This window comes from Vibrio sp. Vb1026 (genome assembly GCF_033338745.1).
Taxonomy (GTDB): Bacteria; Pseudomonadota; Gammaproteobacteria; order Enterobacterales; family Vibrionaceae; genus Vibrio; species Vibrio alginolyticus.
On record NZ_JAWOTH010000011.1, the window covers coordinates 26,844 to 44,350 of the forward strand.

14 protein-coding genes and 1 pseudogene are annotated in these 17,507 nt (G+C 45.0%); 3 read left to right on the plus strand and 12 right to left on the minus strand.

Going from position 1 to position 17,507, the window contains the following annotated elements:
- Window positions 1-47: 47 nt before the first annotated feature.
- Window positions 48-260, minus strand: a pseudogene (locus R7E47_RS16070) (hypothetical protein).
- Window positions 261-299: 39 nt separating this feature from the next.
- On the opposite strand from R7E47_RS16070, the gene R7E47_RS16075 reads away from it, so the two are divergent.
- The 3 genes from R7E47_RS16075 (at window position 300) to R7E47_RS16085 (ending at window position 3,708) form a co-directional block, all read left to right on the plus strand.
- Window positions 300-2,105: an ATP-binding protein gene (locus R7E47_RS16075; protein WP_318084629.1), complete on the plus strand. Its 1,806-nt coding sequence runs from the start codon at window positions 300-302 to the stop codon at window positions 2,103-2,105.
- Window positions 2,106-2,109: 4 nt separating this feature from the next.
- A complete protein-coding gene (locus R7E47_RS16080) occupies window positions 2,110-3,447 on the plus strand; it encodes a sigma-54-dependent transcriptional regulator (protein ID WP_005382254.1) in 1,338 nt (445 codons plus the stop codon).
- A 78-nt stretch (window positions 3,448-3,525) separates the two neighbouring features.
- Window positions 3,526-3,708, plus strand: coding sequence for a hypothetical protein (locus tag R7E47_RS16085; protein ID WP_021034161.1), 183 nt, complete (start codon window positions 3,526-3,528; stop codon window positions 3,706-3,708).
- A 33-nt stretch (window positions 3,709-3,741) separates the two neighbouring features.
- Here the strand turns inward: R7E47_RS16085 and R7E47_RS16090 are convergent, their stop codons facing one another.
- From R7E47_RS16090 to R7E47_RS16140, 11 genes are all read right to left on the minus strand, one after another.
- Window positions 3,742-5,103, minus strand: a complete 1,362-nt coding sequence (locus R7E47_RS16090; protein ID WP_005382255.1) for a TRAP transporter large permease — start codon at window positions 5,101-5,103, stop codon at window positions 3,742-3,744.
- 3 nt (window positions 5,104-5,106) lie between these two features.
- On the minus strand, window positions 5,107-5,781 hold the full coding sequence (locus R7E47_RS16095; protein WP_005382256.1) for a TRAP transporter small permease: 675 nt from the start codon (window positions 5,779-5,781) through the stop codon (window positions 5,107-5,109).
- Window positions 5,782-5,851: 70 nt separating this feature from the next.
- Window positions 5,852-6,850, minus strand: a complete 999-nt coding sequence (locus R7E47_RS16100) for a TRAP transporter substrate-binding protein (RefSeq protein ID WP_017634784.1) — start codon at window positions 6,848-6,850, stop codon at window positions 5,852-5,854.
- Between the two features lie 212 nt (window positions 6,851-7,062).
- A complete protein-coding gene (locus R7E47_RS16105) occupies window positions 7,063-8,532 on the minus strand; it encodes a protein adenylyltransferase SelO (protein WP_213915104.1) in 1,470 nt (489 codons plus the stop codon).
- Between the two features lie 176 nt (window positions 8,533-8,708).
- Window positions 8,709-8,930 (minus strand): hypothetical protein, encoded by a 222-nt coding sequence (locus R7E47_RS16110; protein ID WP_318084631.1) that lies wholly within the window; start codon window positions 8,928-8,930, stop codon window positions 8,709-8,711.
- Window positions 8,930-9,520, minus strand: a complete 591-nt coding sequence (locus R7E47_RS16115) for a hypothetical protein (protein ID WP_318084633.1) — start codon at window positions 9,518-9,520, stop codon at window positions 8,930-8,932. The genes R7E47_RS16110 and R7E47_RS16115 overlap by 1 nt, the downstream gene beginning before the upstream one ends.
- Before the next feature lie 171 nt (window positions 9,521-9,691).
- Window positions 9,692-12,676, minus strand: coding sequence for a M6 family metalloprotease domain-containing protein (locus R7E47_RS16120; protein ID WP_318084635.1), 2,985 nt, complete (start codon window positions 12,674-12,676; stop codon window positions 9,692-9,694).
- A gap of 360 nt (window positions 12,677-13,036) precedes the next feature.
- Window positions 13,037-14,404: a TrkH family potassium uptake protein gene (locus R7E47_RS16125; RefSeq protein WP_203346033.1), complete on the minus strand. Its 1,368-nt coding sequence runs from the start codon at window positions 14,402-14,404 to the stop codon at window positions 13,037-13,039.
- On the minus strand, window positions 14,401-15,063 hold the full coding sequence (locus tag R7E47_RS16130) for a potassium channel family protein (protein WP_005388291.1): 663 nt from the start codon (window positions 15,061-15,063) through the stop codon (window positions 14,401-14,403). Before R7E47_RS16130 ends, R7E47_RS16125 begins: the two co-directional genes overlap by 4 nt.
- Before the next feature lie 253 nt (window positions 15,064-15,316).
- A complete protein-coding gene (locus tag R7E47_RS16135) occupies window positions 15,317-16,525 on the minus strand; it encodes a DEAD/DEAH box helicase (RefSeq protein ID WP_005382264.1) in 1,209 nt (402 codons plus the stop codon).
- A 99-nt stretch (window positions 16,526-16,624) separates the two neighbouring features.
- The gene (locus R7E47_RS16140; RefSeq protein ID WP_081008346.1) at window positions 16,625-17,365 is read right to left on the minus strand and encodes a transglycosylase SLT domain-containing protein; all 741 of its coding nucleotides are present in this window, start codon (window positions 17,363-17,365) and stop codon (window positions 16,625-16,627) included.
- Window positions 17,366-17,507: the final 142 nt, after the last annotated feature.

Below are 17,507 nucleotides of genomic sequence, written 5' to 3' on the forward strand. Positions count from 1 at the left end.
GTCGCAACCCTGTCGAGCCAATAGCCACTATGTGGACATTGTCTGCGCTAAATTCTCGAATGCTGACCCATTTTTTCTTCAAAAATGCGATTCAGACACCGTCTAAGCATCGCCAGCATATCTAGAATGGGGACAATAGCGACTTTTTCAAGAGAATCGACCGGTTTTTTTATCGAAAAGCCTAAAAAGAGATCTTGCTCTTGTTTTACTCCACAGAGTTGAAAACTAAATCCCTAATCCTTCCTACAAACTATTAACATTTTCTTACGTGACCAAAGGAAGTTGTAAGGAGTGTAAGGATGTCGCAAAAAAAACGGATTCTGCTGACATTTTTTGCTTTCTATTTCCTGTGCGCAATTATCGGTGGCCATTGGGTTTGGCAGACCAGTTATCAATCTCTACTTGATAAACACCAATCACAGCTGGAGCAATTTTCTGGCCATATAAAAAATAAACTCGATAAGTACGCCCATATCCCAAATCTTCTCGCTAAAGATGATCCTCTTTATCAAGCGCTTCTGCACCCCAACAACAGTGCGCAACTGGAAATCACTAATCGGTATTTAGAATCCGTTAATAGCGTGATTGAAGCAGCGGATACGTACTTAATCGATCAATGGGGTACAACGATCGCGGCCAGCAACTGGCGTAAAGAGCGCTCCTTTATCGGTCGAAATTTTGCATTTCGACCTTATTTCAAACAAGCCATTGTGGGTAAACGAAGCCAATACTACGCACTGGGCTCAACATCTGGTAAACGTGGCTACTACTATTCTTATCCCATCGTATACGCTGGCGGTGTACTTGGTGTCGTCGTGGTGAAGATGGACCTAAGTAAGATAGAGGACAACTGGCAGCAACCAAACAGTGTTTTTGTCGCGAGCGACCCATACGGAATTGTTTTTATGAGTAGCCGAAGTGAATGGCTACTCAAAAGCTTACAGCCACTGACAAAAAAAGAGAAAAAGCAAGTTTGGGCAAGCCAACAATATCTTGATGCGCCAATTGAAACGCTTGGATTAGTGGGTAGTTTGGACGAGGTGCATTCTGAGCTTAAACAGGGTTACCCATACAATAAAGGAACCTTGGTGGTCTCTTCGCTGCCCCTTCCCGAACTCAAACTGACTATTCGTGTGCTGTCTCCTAAACAGTCGATCGTTTGGTTCACCATGGGTTACATCTTTGTACTCACTCTAGCATTCATGGTTTTGTTTTTAATTGGTCAGCTTATCTATCACCGTCAACAGCGTCACTTGCAACTTGAACGAATTCAACAAGAAGCCAATCAAAAGTTGGAATATCAAGTCATGGCACGGACTGCCGAGTTGCAAGCGGAGATCGCACAGCGTATCGATACCGAGCAAACTTTACGCGTTACTCAAGACGAATTGGTGCAAGCAGCGAAACTCGCGGTGTTAGGACAAATGTCGGCCAGTATCAGCCACGAACTGAATAATCCACTTGCGGCAATTCGTAGCTTTGCGGAGAACGGCAAGCTGTTTCTAAAAAAAGAAAAATATGAGCGAGTGGAAGATAATCTCACTCGCATTTCTGCTCTCACTGACCGTATGGCAAATATCAGTCAGCAACTTCGCTCTTTCGCCAAAAAAACCAGTGGTGACGAGTTGGCTCAATCTCGATTGTTCCCTGTGATAGCCTCTGTAAAAGAACTGATGAAGCCCGCATTTAAATCAGGGCGCGTCACGTTAGAAACAAATTTGCCAAAGCATGATGTTGAAGTGCAGATCAATATTATTCAACTGGAGCAAGTGTTGGTCAATTTACTGACTAATGCGATAGAAGCACTCAAAGAACAACAAGACAAACAGGTAGAATTATCTGTAGAACACGATGAGCACACTGATTTAGTTTGGATTCATGTTGATGATAATGGCCCAGGACTTGGCTCTTTCTCACTTTCTGATTTATGTGAGCCGTTTCTAACCACTAAACTGAACGGTTTAGGTTTGGGTCTCTCTATCTCGCAACAAATCTTAGCCAGTATGAATGGAAAATTATGTGCCCATAATCGAGAACAAGGCGGCGCTCGATTCTCATTGTGTTTACCTATCACTTCTTACAACACTGAACCATCAAAAGGATAAGATCATGTGTCAGGTGTTTTTTATTGATGATGAGGCCGATCTCAGAATCGCTATAGAACAGACCTTTGAACTGGCGGATATCGACGCCAAGTTTTTTGTGGATGCAGAATCGGCTTTAATAGCGATGCAGCAAGGAGAAGAAGCTGGCGTCGTGGTCACTGATATCTGTTTGCCGGGCATTTCTGGTATGGATATGCTGACAACTTTGACTCAACGCGATGCAAACTTACCCGTCATCATGATCACTGGACACGGTGATATTTCCATGGCTGTGCAAGCCCTTCATCAAGGCGCTTACGACTTTATTGAGAAACCTTTTGCGCCAGAACATTTGGTTGAAACGGTTAAGCGGGCGATTGAGAAGCGCAAACTAACCAATGAAAATGAAAAACTGCGCCTGTCACTTAAAGCCAGTAAAACCCTTGGTCCACGAGTTATTGGTGAAACCTCTAGCATCCAAATATTACGAGAGACCATCACCCAAATCGCCGATACCGACGCCGATATTTTATTGTTTGGTGAAACCGGTACAGGGAAAGAGTTAATCGCTCGTTCTTTACATGAGCAAAGCTCTCGCCGGAACCAAAACTTTGTCGCCGTAAATTGTGGAGCGGTTCCAGAGAACTTAATTGAGAGTGAACTCTACGGCCATGAAAAAGGCGCATTCACTGGCGCCGAAAGCCGTCGTATCGGTAAATTTGAGTTTGCACAAGGCGGCACACTTTTCTTGGATGAGATCGAGTCGATGCCTATCCAAGCCCAAATTCGTTTATTGAGGGTATTACAAGAGCGCGTGATTGAGCGTGTCGGTTCAAATGAATTATTGCCTTTAGATATTCGAGTGATTGCCGCAACAAAGGTCGATTTAAAACACGCAGCTGAAGAAGGTACTTTCCGTCAGGACCTCTATTATCGGCTCAATGTCGTGACCTTGGATCTCCCGCCACTACGCGAACGAAAAGAAGACATTCCCGCCCTCTTTCACCACTTTCTGTTGGTAGCAGCTTCACGTTATGGCAAAAGCTCACCTAGCTTGTCACCCCAAGATCTAGCGCAACTGATGAGCCATGACTGGCCTGGCAATGTTCGAGAACTCAGAAATGCTGCAGAGCGTTTTGTGCTATTGGGTAAGTTAATTCAGTTGGGAGAATCGAACCCAGTTGCTAAGTCTTCCTCAAGCCTTGCAGAGCAAGTGGCGGAGTTTGAGAGAGCAGCCATTGAAGGCGCTTTATTAGAAAACAACGGTAGTATTAAACAGACAATGTGCCAATTGAATGTGCCAAGAAAAACTCTTTACGACAAGATGCAGCGCTACCAAATAAATAAAGACCTTTACAAATAAAACACGTTCAAATAGCTGGCATTATATTCAACTTGAATCATAATTTTTAACAACGGGTTTATCATGGTTGTTATAGATATGAACGAAAAAGTGAGAATACCGATTGTTACAGATACCGTGCTCGTAGACGGTTGCTATCAAGAAGAGAGAAGATTCGGTGAAGAGCGTCGCAAAAATAAAAAGAGGTGGCGACACTATGAACGTCGAATTAATTCAGACCCGCGCAAAACTTGTTACAAGTCAATAGACGAAGAGGTGTGAATTCTCACACCTCTTTCTACTTTCTGGCTTCCATTACTTGGTAATGATCTCCGGCCCCATCAAGGTAGTAGGCAACCAAGTCGAAACCCATGGTACATATGTGACGATAATTAGGAATAAGAACATCACTCCAACCCAGGGTAATGCTGCCTTCACTACATTCATCATCGACATTTTGGCAACACCAGCGGTCACAAATAAGTTAAGACCCACGGGCGGCGTTATCATTCCTATCTCCATATTCACCACCATCATTATGCCCAAATGAATTGGGTCTATGCCTAATGCAATCGCAATTGGGAACACGAGCGGCGCAACAATGATCAACAAGCCTGATGGCTCCATGAACTGACCACCAATCAGCAACAAGACGTTCACCACAATCAAAAAAGTGATTGGTCCGAGACCAGCCGAGAGCATCGACTCGGTGATCATTTGCGGGATGCGTTCTTCCGTTAAAACATGCTTCAAAATTAAGGCATTAGCAATGATGAACAGCAGCATGATGGTGAGTTTGCCCGCTTCATACAGGGTGTGTTTCGTGTCTTTATGAACAAAGGTTTGGAAGATTTTAACGAGCGCAGGTTTAGTGTTTTTCTTGTCTGCAAATGGCCCCATGTCTTTGTATACAAAGTTAGCAATAAAGAATGAGTACACAGCAGCAACCGCAGCGGCTTCTGTCGGCGTAAAGATACCGCCATAGATACCACCAAGAATGATGACGACCAACAACAAGCCCCAGCTTGCATCCTTGGCGGCATCAAAAGTTTCTTTCCAACCGACAAAAGGTTGCTTTGGAAGGTTCTTGATTCTCGCGGCAATGTAAATCGCGATCATCAACATGACACCCGCCAGCAAACCGGGAATCACACCACCAAGGAACATACGTCCAACTGACACATCCGTTGCGGCTGCATACACCACCATCACAATCGAAGGTGGGATCAAAATCCCTAGCGTACCTGCGTTACAAATTACCCCAGAGGCAAACTCTTTTGAGTAACCGTTTTTGATCATACCTGCGATAACAATACTACCTATGGCAACAACCGTTGCAGGTGAAGAACCTGACAACGCGGCAAACATCATACACGCTACAACCGAAGCCATCGCCAAACCGCCGCGGAACCAGCCTACAATGGCAATGGCGAAACGAATGATCCGCTTTGCTACGCCACCCGTCGACATAAAGCTTGAAGCCAATATAAAGAATGGAATAGCCAATAGCGTGTAGTGGCCCGCGAATGCATTAAACAGCGTTTGAGCAACTGACGCTAAAGAGGCATCCGAATGCATTAAAAGGAAAAGAACACTGGAAAGGCCCAGCGAAATAGCAATTGGCACGCCAACCAGCATAAAGCCAATTACCATCAAAAATAGAAATAAGATATCCATGGCTTATTGCTCCTTGTTTTTAGCGTCTTGCGAGGCCTTTGGAGCCATTACGTCTTCAGCGTCACTCATCTCAGCTTTAAGAGATTCGAGCTCTTCCTCCGCTTCATGTCCTGCAATCAAGCGATCGAGCTTACCAGTAGCGATTTGCCACGTGACTTGAACAAATCTAAACGTTAGTAGCGCCATTCCAAGTGGCAAGGCGAAGTAAGGAATAAAACGTGGCAGCTTTTCATAACGCTCTCCCTCATTTAACCAGTCGGCCATGAACTGGAGCATTTCAGGCATCGGAATATCGTCCGTTTCATACCACGCTCGGTCAGTAGCGAACGGATACCAGTAGTTCCAAGCGCCAATTAACAGCAAAATAGAGAAGGCTAAGCAACACATTGCTGCAAAAAGCGCCAGGGCTTTTCGTTTACCTTCCGGAACGATGTTAATAATGACATCGACACCAATATGAAAGTGTTTTTTCACACCATAAGATGCGCCAACCAACACCATCCATGCGAACATGAAAACGGTGAGCTCAAGCGCCCAAAGAATATTGTCGTTAAAGACATAACGAAAGATGACATTGGCAAAAGTCAGCAAGGTCATGGCACCCAAGAAGAAAGCAATCAAAGTCTCTTCAATGGCATCAGTGATTCGTCCAGCCTTGGCAAAAAAAGTCTGTTCCATAATTACATCACGTCGTCTATAGGGGGAAAGAGCCCCCTCAGTTTGAGAGGGCTAAATGTGCTAGGTGTTATTATTTTTGGTTAGACGCCAAAGCGGCTTCGATTAGGTCAGAACCAATGTCTTTTTCGAACTTCTTCCATACTGGTTGAAGTGCAGTGACCCACTCTTGGCGCTGTTCTGGCGTTAGAGTACGAACCACACCACCGGCTTCGATGATATTGTTCTTATTCGCAAGGTTTACTTTGGTTGACTCAGCATTACGCTGCGCAGTTACCTCTTGAATAATGGTATTTAACTGCTCGCGCTGATCATCTGGTAGGTTTTTCCAGAAGTCGTTTGACGTCACAACTAAGTAATCCAGAATTCCGTGGTTCGTTTCCGTAATGCCATCTTGAACTTCGAAGAATTTTTTGCCGTAAATGTTTGACCAAGTATTTTCTTGACCATCAATAACCTTAGTTTGCAAGCCGCCGTAAACTTCTTTGAACGACATTTTTTGTGGGTTAGCACCTAGCTGCTCAAACTGAGCAACGAGTACATCAGAGGCTTGAACACGGAACTTAAGTCCTTCAGCATCAGTTGGAGAAATGAGCGGCTTGTTGGCTGACATTTGCTTCATGCCGTTATGCCAAAACGCAATGCCTTGTAGGCCACGACGTTTCATTGAATTTTTCAGCTTTTCACCCGCTTCCGAGTTTTGGAAACGGTCAACCGCGTCGACATCATCGAACAAGAAAGGAAGATCGAAAAGGCGGTACTTCTTGGTGAATTTCTCAAACTTAGAAAGAGAAGGAGCAGCGAGTTGAACATCACCATTCAGTAGCGCTTCCAACACTTTGTCATCATCATACAGTGTTGAGTTAGGAAACACCTGCATACAGACTTTACCGTTCATCTCTTCGTTGACGCGCTTTTCAAGTAACGAAGCCGCGATGCCTTTAGGGTGTTTGTCCGCGTTCGTTACATGGCTAAACTTGATGACCGTTTCACCCGGGTCACAATTTGCGGCAGCATTAAAACTGGTAACAGCAAGTGCAGAGACAGATAGTAGAGTTAGAGGCTTAAACATTATTATTCTCCTTGTTGAATCACATCCCATCCCGTCCATGAGTAACTAGGTGTTAGGCGATGGGTACGGATGTTCAACAAAGAGCAATTAATGGACCATGTTAAAATTTATATGTATTTCAATAAATTAACATAGACCATTAACATAAATCCGAAGTGTAACGAGTGAATTCCACCCAAGAAAAAGATACAAATGGGTGGGAAATGACCCATTTATGAAGAACAGCTTATCTCCATTTTCTTCCCCCATTCCGGCGGCAATTTCGCGTAATCATCAAACTCAGGTTGCTCATCAAATGGGCGTTTTAACAGTTCGGCCAATCGGTGTAATTCGCTAAAGTCCCCTTCTTCCGCTTTATCAATCGCCAACTGAGCAAAGTAGTTACGCAAGATGTATTTGGGATTGGCTTGACGCATCTGTTTGCAACGCTGTTCGGTTGAAATCAGGCCCCCTAGTTCATCAACCTCTAGCTCACACCGAGCTAAGTACAGATCAAGCCAAGCTTGCGCAGCTTCTCGGTCGAGAAATAAATCGATTACGGCTTGGGAAGGCGCATTATCAAGGTTTGAAAGTGTTCTGAAGAAGCGAGTGTAGTCCGTTTTGTTCTGGTGAAGAAGCTCAAACATAGCTTCAAACAAACGCCCGTCTTCCGCTATCTTGGTTTTTAAGCCCAACTTCTCACGCATGAGGCAGCTGAACTGCTGGCTTAAATGAACTTCAAATTGACTCAACGACGATTCTAAATCTTCTCGTTCAACGAGTGGCGATAGCGCATGCGCCAGTGCTGACAGGTTCCAAAGCGCAATTCTAGGCTGTTGATCAAATGCGTAACGACCCTGGTAGTCTGAATGATTACAAATGTATCCCGGCTCATAATCATCAAGAAAGCCAAACGGACCATAATCAAAAGTTTGCCCAAGAATTGACATGTTATCGGTATTCATCACACCATGCGCAAAACCAAAAGCTTGCCAATATGCGATCATCTCGGCTGTTTTAGTCACGATGGCGTCAAACATCGCGGCATATGGTTTCTCCGCCGATGCACAATCAGCAAAGTGCCACTCAATCACCTTATCCGCCAACAGCTTCTGCTCTGCTAACTGGTTGGTGTAAAAGAAATGCTCAAAGTGACCGAATCGAACATGGGTTTCAGCCATTCGAAGTAACAAAGCGCCCGATTCCGTTTTTTCTCGATAAACAGGTGTATCACTGACCATCATACCGAGAGCACGTGTCGTCGGAACCCCAAGGCCCGCCATGGCTTCACTGCACAGGTACTCACGGATAGTTGAGCGTAATACCGCTCGCCCATCTCCCATTCGCGAGTAAGGCGTTAGCCCTGCACCTTTGAGGTGAAGATCAAACCAAGTACCATTCTGATGCTCAATTTCTGCCAACAGTAATCCACGTCCATCGCCCAAATCTGGGTTGTAAACGCCAAACTGATGGCCTGCATATTTCATCGCAAGAGGACGAAATTGTTCGAATTCACTTAGCCCAGAAAAAACCGCCAATAACTCATCGTTTTGCTCTGCTGGTAAACCAAACTGCTGTGCAAACTCACCATTCCAAGCGACCCAGCGAGTGTTGTCCAAGGGTTGTGGCTCGACCAACGTATAGAACGCTGACGGTAATTGACTAAAGCGATGGGTGAAATTGACCCGTTGCCAAATGGACATGTAGGGTTCCTTAACAAAAAGAAGTACTGTTGTGAGTATACGTGTGAATGTCCCTGTCATTCAGCCATGAAATGGGCATGGGTATTTTGCGTGAATAACGTGAAGGCGGCAGGAAGGTATCAACCTGCCTCAGACCGTCTCCTAAACGGAGGTAGCATGTAAAAACGATCAAAGGGTTAAGCGGAAAATTCTTCACCCGTTTTTGGTGGCTGTGATGGCGTATCAAAACGAGCGCGTTCGATATCCACTACCGTTTTATAGCTCAACGATAACAATGCCAGCTGGTACGCGCCAAAAATACCATAGGCCACACCGACGAGGCTCAACATAAAGAGATTCGTAAAGTGGCTAAAGATCAGCTGACTGAGCAAGCCCGCCCCCAATGGAATTAGTCCCATCAAAATGAATACTTGTTTGTTGTATGGTCTGCTCTGATTCCACGAACGACGCAAACTGCGCGGCTGATGACCATTGCAGTCGCTGGCAACACAAATGACCATCGCGCCATTACCCAATAGCCGGGAATGCTTGCAATCGTTGTGATAATAGCCATAGCAACAAAGTCGGCTTCACCACTTTCTGCAATGTAGATAAACGACAACACAAAGATCGGGATACCAATAACGAGCATCATCATCAGTCCAAACAGTATCCACCAGCCTATGAAACGGAATTCTCGCGCTGACAAACGAAATACATCCAACGCAGAGTGCATGTAATCGCCGGCTAAATAAATTCGATGCACACGCACAGCCGCCATAGCGGCAACAAGTGAGTACAAAATAATTGTGACGAAATAAAATCCTGCGACATTGCCTTCTTGAACGTTCGCTTGATCTTGCCCCGTCATTTCAGGATACATAAAAGCAAAAATTGAGTGCACGATAATCAACGGAATACAAGCAATAACAATTGCGAGTAGATTCCTTCTCACCATCACTGCCGCTTCTCGGCATATTTCCGAAACAGAAAAGCCCTCGGTAGACATATAACATCCTTAGTTCATAAAAATCGGCCCCTAGGGTAACCGCAGAGTAGAAAAATCGCTTTAAAAATAATGAGAAACACATCTCATAAGACAATGAGAACGAAACCAAAATAGATCAGGTAAAAAATAAGCCACTCAATGTGAGTGGCTTATACCGCAATTAATACCGTTTTAGACGCGACGTCGCCAGCCTAATGTTGCAAGCAACATCAAAGCCCAATAAGAAACACTGCCGCTACCTTCAGAGTTCTTGAATGTCGTTGTCTTCAAAGAAGCAACAACCGTCACGATAACTTCCCCCGTAGCAGTGGCACCATGACCATCTGAAACCGTATATTGCAGCTTGATGCCGTCAGTAGGGCTATCCGGTGCTTGAAAACGGATTTTGCCATTCTCTACACTCGCACTTCCCACACCCGTTACGTTCTGTACGCTTTCTACAACCAGTTTATCGCCGTTCACATCCGAATCGTTGCTCGCTGCATCAATCAGAATACTTTCACCAACGGCAACGGTCGCCGTATCTGGAAGCGTAAGTGGCGCTGCGTTTTTCATGGTTAAATCGACGGTAGCACTGGACGTTTCATTACTAGGATCAGTCACGGTTAAACGGAATGTCAGAACCTCACCCGCTTTTGCACCTTGAGGCACCGTAAAGCTTGTGCTAACACTGGTTGCATTGCCAAGAGAAACTGAAGTGCCAGCCAACTGCTCCCATTTATAACTCAACACATCACCATCAGCATCCATACTATTTAACGCAGACAACGTGACTCGCTGCCCAACCGTCATGTCTTTATTATCAACATCAATCACGGCCACTGGCGCTTCGTTGCTGCCAAGCACTTCCACCTGCACATTCACGATTGAAGATGAGTACGCACCATCAACCGACAACAAACGATATTGGAAAGTGTCCAGACCAACGAAGTTAGCTTCAGGTTGGTACTGGTTGCCAGAGATGGTGCCGTGCTCAGGCTTCTGCACAATGTCCACATTGAACTGATACCCTACCGCCATGAAATCATTGTCCATCAGGTTCAGTTTGATTGGCGTATTTTTATTGGTTTGTAACGAATCAGATTTCGCTTCAACCAAGTTGCTCGCATCCACATTTAATAATGCTGCAAACGGAATATAAGAGAACCCGGCTTTTTCTAGACCAAACGTGCCAATCTCACTGTAATCACCAGTCCACATTACAGGTAGGGAGGCTTTTTCAGTTTTTAGCAAGCGGCCGAAGTCAAAGTTTGCATCAAATTGACCGCCTTCCAATTCAACGACCAATAAGTGCTGACCCGCACTCAATTGGCTTGATTGGGGGAATAAAATTCGAGATGACTTTTGGAAGTTACCTTGCTGTAAAAGCTCAGCGTTGTTTTGATTCAATATTAATCGATAGCCAATGTTTCCAGAAAATGGGAATCGCCAAACTCGATAAGTCATGTCACTTTGAGCGCTATCTCTTTGCGCATAAAGTTGAAGGCCATCAAGCTCTGTATCACTATTCAAGTCCAGTGACACCGCCAGAGTGTTACTCCCACTCGCGTACACATAACCTTGATGAAGAGAGTTCAGCCATGCTGATTTATTTGGTTCGTTTGTATGCTCAAGAGAAAAGCTACCACCGTTGGTGTTGCTGGCAATGTTGGAAATACGAACCCCAGTATCAAACCCTGTGATCGTTCTCAGACCCGGGGTCGATGTATCTGAAATGACATTGCCACCATTAGGGTATAAATCGTCAGCGTCACTCCTACCATCATTTTCTAACTCATTCAGACCATCAGCCTGCATGATTTGAACCTGCATCGCGCCAACATCATTAAAGCGGTTCTGGACATTGACCGACGTCGCCAGGATACCTTCAGCCGCCAATGCTCGGTCGTAACCGCTAAAGGTGCGATTTTCCAAGTAAACACGTGGGCCAAACTCTTTCAAGTACGGGTCGAGATACACCAGCTTGACATCGTCGTTGTTCACAGAAATAGGCGCTGGACTTTCATGAGTTACCGTTGGTACAACAAAACCAGCAGCGTGTTTGCTCCATGCACTCATGTTCACCGGAGTGTCACCAGCGTATGAATCTCCCGGTTTCTGCGCCCATGAACCGCCACCCATCACGCCCCAAGAGCCGATCGAGGCATCACTGTTCCTTGCGTACAAATCCGGTAAGCCAAGCATTAAGTGGCCAAGCTCGTGTACGATCACGCCCAACGTCGCTTGATGATCAACTTGATAGTCAGCGAACACACAATAGTCTGTGATCTTTTTACCATCTAGTGTGACATCATCGTGAGAGAATTTGTGCGGCCAAATCGCAGGACGGTTGAGAACCCCTGTTGAACGATCTCCCCCCGCAAAAATAAACATGACAGAGAGTTCTGACGGTTCTACGGTACCATTTTGATTGCTGTCGTAGGCCGAAAGATTAAAGTATGGATCCAGTTTTTGATAAGCCTCGGTGAAAACCGCATTCAACTTGGCGGTGCATGTCTTATCAGTCGAACTAGAGTGACAGTTAGGGTGGCTTTGTGCCACAGTCACATCTATCACACCGTCATTGGCGGTGCCGTAACTCTCAAGTGCAGGAACAACTTTGAATTTACCTTGAGAGTTTTTATCAAAGTAATCCACAACGCTTTGACCATTGGTATTAAATACGCGTTGCTCAAAATCATGCACCATTGCTTGGTCATCAAACGAAACTTGCACAACCAATAGGGGCTGCTGCTTCACCGTTGAACTGCTCATCGCCTGGTAACCTTGCGCCGAACGCAGTAGGTTTTTTCGTGCCATCGGCTCAATGGTTTTTAGAGAAGATAATTGCGGTTTAACTTGTAAATCCGGGCGAAACTTCGCCGACTCAGGTGGCTCACTCGACTGCGTTTTCACCACACCTGTCGAGATCAATATTGGCGTGTCTGACTCGCGCTGAATCTGCGCGAAAAACCAAACGCCGTCTTCCTGAAGTAAGGCATTGCCCTGCTTATCTTCAAACCAGTGGAAATCTGCCGTTCCACGTAGAATTGCCTCACTGGAGCTACCATCGCTCAACGCAATAGTATGCCAAACCGGCGATGGCGGAGTAGTTGCCATGCTCTTCCCTGCAAGAAGCGCAGTTAGCATAGCCATGGCGAGTGTGTTGAATTTCAAAGTACGACTCCATCTTTTCGATTCGTTCATTCATACCAAGCACAACAAACACAAAGTAACCCTATGGGCATAGAGTAAGACTGAGTGACTATTGACGAAGGCTGGTATCAATTCGCTCAGATAACACGACGTAGTTTGGTGTCACACTACAAAAGCGTCGGATTCCAAAACGCTGTTATGAGCGTAGCTTCTGAGAATATAAATTGAGTGAATGAATAGTATCGAAACGAAAGGAAGAAGAAATGAACTTCTACGAATTTATAGGTAAAACTGGGCAACATTCCACATATTCTATAAATGTACGAGCACTGCTATTAATCAATGCTCGTAGTGGTCGCGCGGCCATTGTTTAACGCTATATTAACCTGTAAGAACGGCGTCTTCTGGGTATTTGACCAAGGTAGGTTCAGGACGTGCCAACATGTAGGCAAGCGTGAGCGGCCCAATACGACCAATGATCATCACCACGATCATAATGTATTTACCAGGTTCAGAAAGTTCCGCAGTCAAACCTGCGGTGAGCCCCACTGTGGCAAATGCGGAAATGGTTTCAAACATAACTTTATCAAAGCTGGCCTTCTCGGTAAGCATCAATAAAAACATTGCGCTTGTCAGGATGGCTCCGCTCACAACGATAATTGCCAATGACTTAGTCACAGTTTGCCAATTTATGGTTCGCTTAAACATAACCACATGTTTCTTTTGGCGTAAAAAGGTCCACGTAGCCATAAACGCAACAGCAAATGTGGAAACTTTAATACCGCCCCCCGTTGAGGTGGAACCCGCTCCAATTAACATCAGAACAATCATGACCAGTAAGGCTGGCTGAGTAAACAGCGCCAAGTCAACACTATTAAACCCTGCCGTTCGAGCACTCGCAGATTGAAAGAATGCCGCCAACCATTGCCCTGTTGCAGGTAAAGACGCCATTGTGTTTGGGTTGCTTCGCTCAAGTAACCAAAACAGCATCGTTCCGACTAAGAGCAATATCGGTGTCGCAATCAGCATGATTTTGGTGTGAAGATGCAAAAAGTGGAAACCTTTGCGCCAGTTTAGCCAGATGTCACCCACAACAGTAAAACCAAGCCCGCCAAAAATGAATAGCCCCGCCAGTGTAAAGATAACCAACGGATCATTCACAAAGCTCATCATACTGTCAGAAAACAGCGCGAACCCAGCGTTGTTAAATGCAGAAATTGCATGAAACAAGGCGTAAAACATACCAGTCTGCCAGCCCATTTCAGGGACCCAGCGGATAGAGAGAAAAATAAACCCGACCGTTTCTGCAACAAGCGCGAAAACAACAATCCGCTTTACTAGTCGGTTTAGATTGACTTGCCGATCTTGCCCTAATGCTTCTTTCGCCAGCGCTTGTTGACGCAAACTCAAACGCACGCCGAACATATAGAGTAAGACCGCCGACAACGTCATCTGCCCCAACCCACCGATTTGCATTAAAAACATCAGCAAGATTTTACCCGCAAGCGTAAAGTGTTGCCCAGTATCGACAACACCAAGCCCTGTCACACTAATAGCGGACGTTGCGGTAAACAAAGCATCCGTTATCGACAGGCCCGTAACAGAAAATACTGGCAAGGTTAGCAATACCGCAGAAGGCAGTAAAACACCGAGAAAACTGAGCAATATAATTCGCGGTTCATTGCCTTTCGCTTTCTCTTGTTTACCATCTGGTGCGTAAAAAACACCTTTCTGATGAAAATACGTCATAGCGATTTTAATTTATTTGCGAGCGCATCTTGAGGGCCGACCACAATAATTAGGTCACCAATTTCTAGTGTGGTATTAAGGTCAGGTGCCTTGGTAATTTCTGGGCCCCGTTTAAACCCTAGCACTTGCACGCCATCGACTTTGCACAGAGCCAAATCACTTAGTGTCTTACCCATCCAACGAGAGCCAATCACAAACTCCGTCATAGCTAAGCCACTGCCTAATGGGTGGAACTCAAGAACCCGTTTATCGAGCATTTTACGCGCGACACGTATCCCCATGTCACGCTCAGGCATGATAATGTGGTCTGCGCCAATTTTTTGCAGAACACGAGCTTGGAAGCGGTCGTTGGCTTTAACCCATACTGACTTTACTCCCGCCTCTTTAGCAATCAATGTCGCAAGAATACTGGCATTGACATCCGCTCCGATGGCAATCATCACCATGTCGTAATCATCAAGTTTGAGCTCAGCAACCGTCTCTTCGTGAGTACAGTTAGCCACAACCGCCTGACTAACAAAACTGGCGGCTTCTTTAACTCTGTCTTCGTTGATGTCAACGGCTAAAACTTGAGCGCCTGAATCTTGTAACTCTTTACACACTGCCAAACCAAATCGGCCAAGACCAATAACGGCGAATTGCTTATCACCTGTTTTCATTTGTGCCCCATCTTATTATGCATTCATTAGCAAGCAAAAAAGTTTGCGCCCATTCCTTACCTTGTGCAAACCTGCGGACAGATAATTGACAAAAGCTTAACGCACCTTGATTCACTTTACGTGTTAAGCGTATGACACTGATTAACTTTTTTCCTCATTACCGAATAGAAACCGTCGCGATGGCTACATAATTGGATGCCTTAAAACGCAAAAAGCCGCAAGAATGCGGCTTTTAGATCATGGGATAAACTGGCTATTTTGATTCGCGCTTATCGTGCGGTTTACGTTTATTCTTAGGCACGTAATTTAAAATTGAAATTGGTACTGGCTTTCTTGGCGCAAAACCTTCAATTTCCACTCGCTCTAGCAAGTGCCCTAAACGACTTTCAATCATGCAGAGGTTCTTAAAGTCGTCTTTTGAAACCAGTGATATCGCCTCACCTTTCGCGCCAGCACGACCTGTACGACCAATACGATGTACATACTCATCCGCTGGGTAAGGTAAATCGTAGTTGATGACAACTGGCAGATTATCAATATCAATACCGCGCGCAGCAACGCCGGTTGCGACTAAGTACTGGATTTCACCCGCTTTAAACTTTTCTATTAATTCCTGGCGAACACGCTGATTACGGCCACTGTGGAATGCTTCTGCCACAATGCCACGTTTCTCAAGTTGGCTTACCAGTTTGGCTGCGCCGTGTTTAGTTTCAATAAATACCAGTACTTGCGACCAGTCATTTTCTTTAAGCAAGTGACTTAACAGCGACGACTTCATGTCTTTATCGACGGTCGTGATCCACTGTTTAATATTTGATTTTGAGGCACTGTGCTTTGCAATCGTGATCTCTTCAGGATCAATAATCGCATTTTTCGCCAAGTCACGAACAGGGTTAGATAACGTCGCTGAGAACAGCAAACTTTGCACATGTTCTGGCATACAGTCGACGATTTTGTCGATCGCATCGATGAATCCCATATCCAACATTTTGTCGGCTTCATCAAGCACTAGCATTTCCACTTCATCAAAGTGAATCGCGCGTTGACCGTACAGATCAATCAAGCGCCCAGGCGTGCTTACCACAATATCGACCCCCTCGATCAAGGCTTGTTTTTGTGGTGCATAATCCACACCACCAAACATCGCCATTGAGCGTAATGGTAAGTTTTTACCATAAGCTTCAATACTTTGATGAACCTGAAGCGCAAGTTCGCGTGTTGGCGTTAGGATAATCGCACGAGCGCGTTTTTTACGTTGCGTTTCGCCTCGACTAAGCTTTTCTAAGATTGGCAGAACAAAACTGGCCGTTTTACCTGTGCCCGTTTGCGCTGCTGCAATTAAATTGCGGCCACGCAATACGATTGGAATGGCTTTTTGTTGGATAGAAGTGGGTTTTTCATAACCTAGCGCTTTTACTGCATCAGCAATCGATGCGCTTAAACCAAGCTTAGAAAATGGCATAGAAAGGTCTCAACAGAGGAAATGGGCGCGTAGTGTATCAGAATCCCCGTGAAGTAACAGAAGGATTCATGCGCGAAAAACTAGGAACATGACACAATCTTAGCCCATGAAATTGGGCTGCAAACCTTTTTCTAATTTTTTCCTCACTTTGTAGGAAACATCATTAAGCGTGATTTTTCCCGTGTTGTGGCGGTCGATACCTGCATTCTGTCGATAGGCAATTGAGCCTTGTCTGAACAAAACGAAAGACGGCGGTTTACCAATCGCAGCAGGGTAGAGAATGGCCATGTAAGCATCTTCTAAGCTATTAATTTTATTTCGATAGGGCCAATAGTACGCTTTCACATAGTCAAGTTGTTCAAGCGCGCTCATTCTCGCAAGAGTCTTTGTGTTCACTCCTAATGACTCTGCGGTAGAGGGCATAAATTGAATTAACCCTGTAGCCCCGCTTCCGGAACCATTTTTGATGCTTGGACTGAAAGTTTCAGCAGTTTCAAATGCCATGCACGCCATAAGATGATTAGGATTGATCTTTAGCTCTTTACTAATACGGATGACTTTAGATTTGAACTCTGGAGAAACTTTACCTCCCCACGCTACCGCGTTCTCGGGATCTGCAATCGAAGAGACCGTTGATGCGTCATGTTCTTCGACAATTTTAGAAAGTAGAGGAAGCGTTTGGCGTAGTCGATGGCTCGAACTCACCAAGCGAATTGATTTGGTAAGAAACTTGTCTTTTTTTTGGTGTAGTTTTTGGAACTTTACTAACTTATACAGTTGCTTATAAACCGTTTTCACAACGAAGCCAGATGTAGGGAACACTCCCAGAATGTAATCCATTTCCTACAAATTTAATATAAATATCAGCAACAGGAATTCTAGATGTGATCAATGTCACCATAAAAATTCTCAAATTCGATACACACCGATGTAAGTGGTCAATGTGTCTCCAACACGCTAGAAGTAAAATTAAAGAGGCATT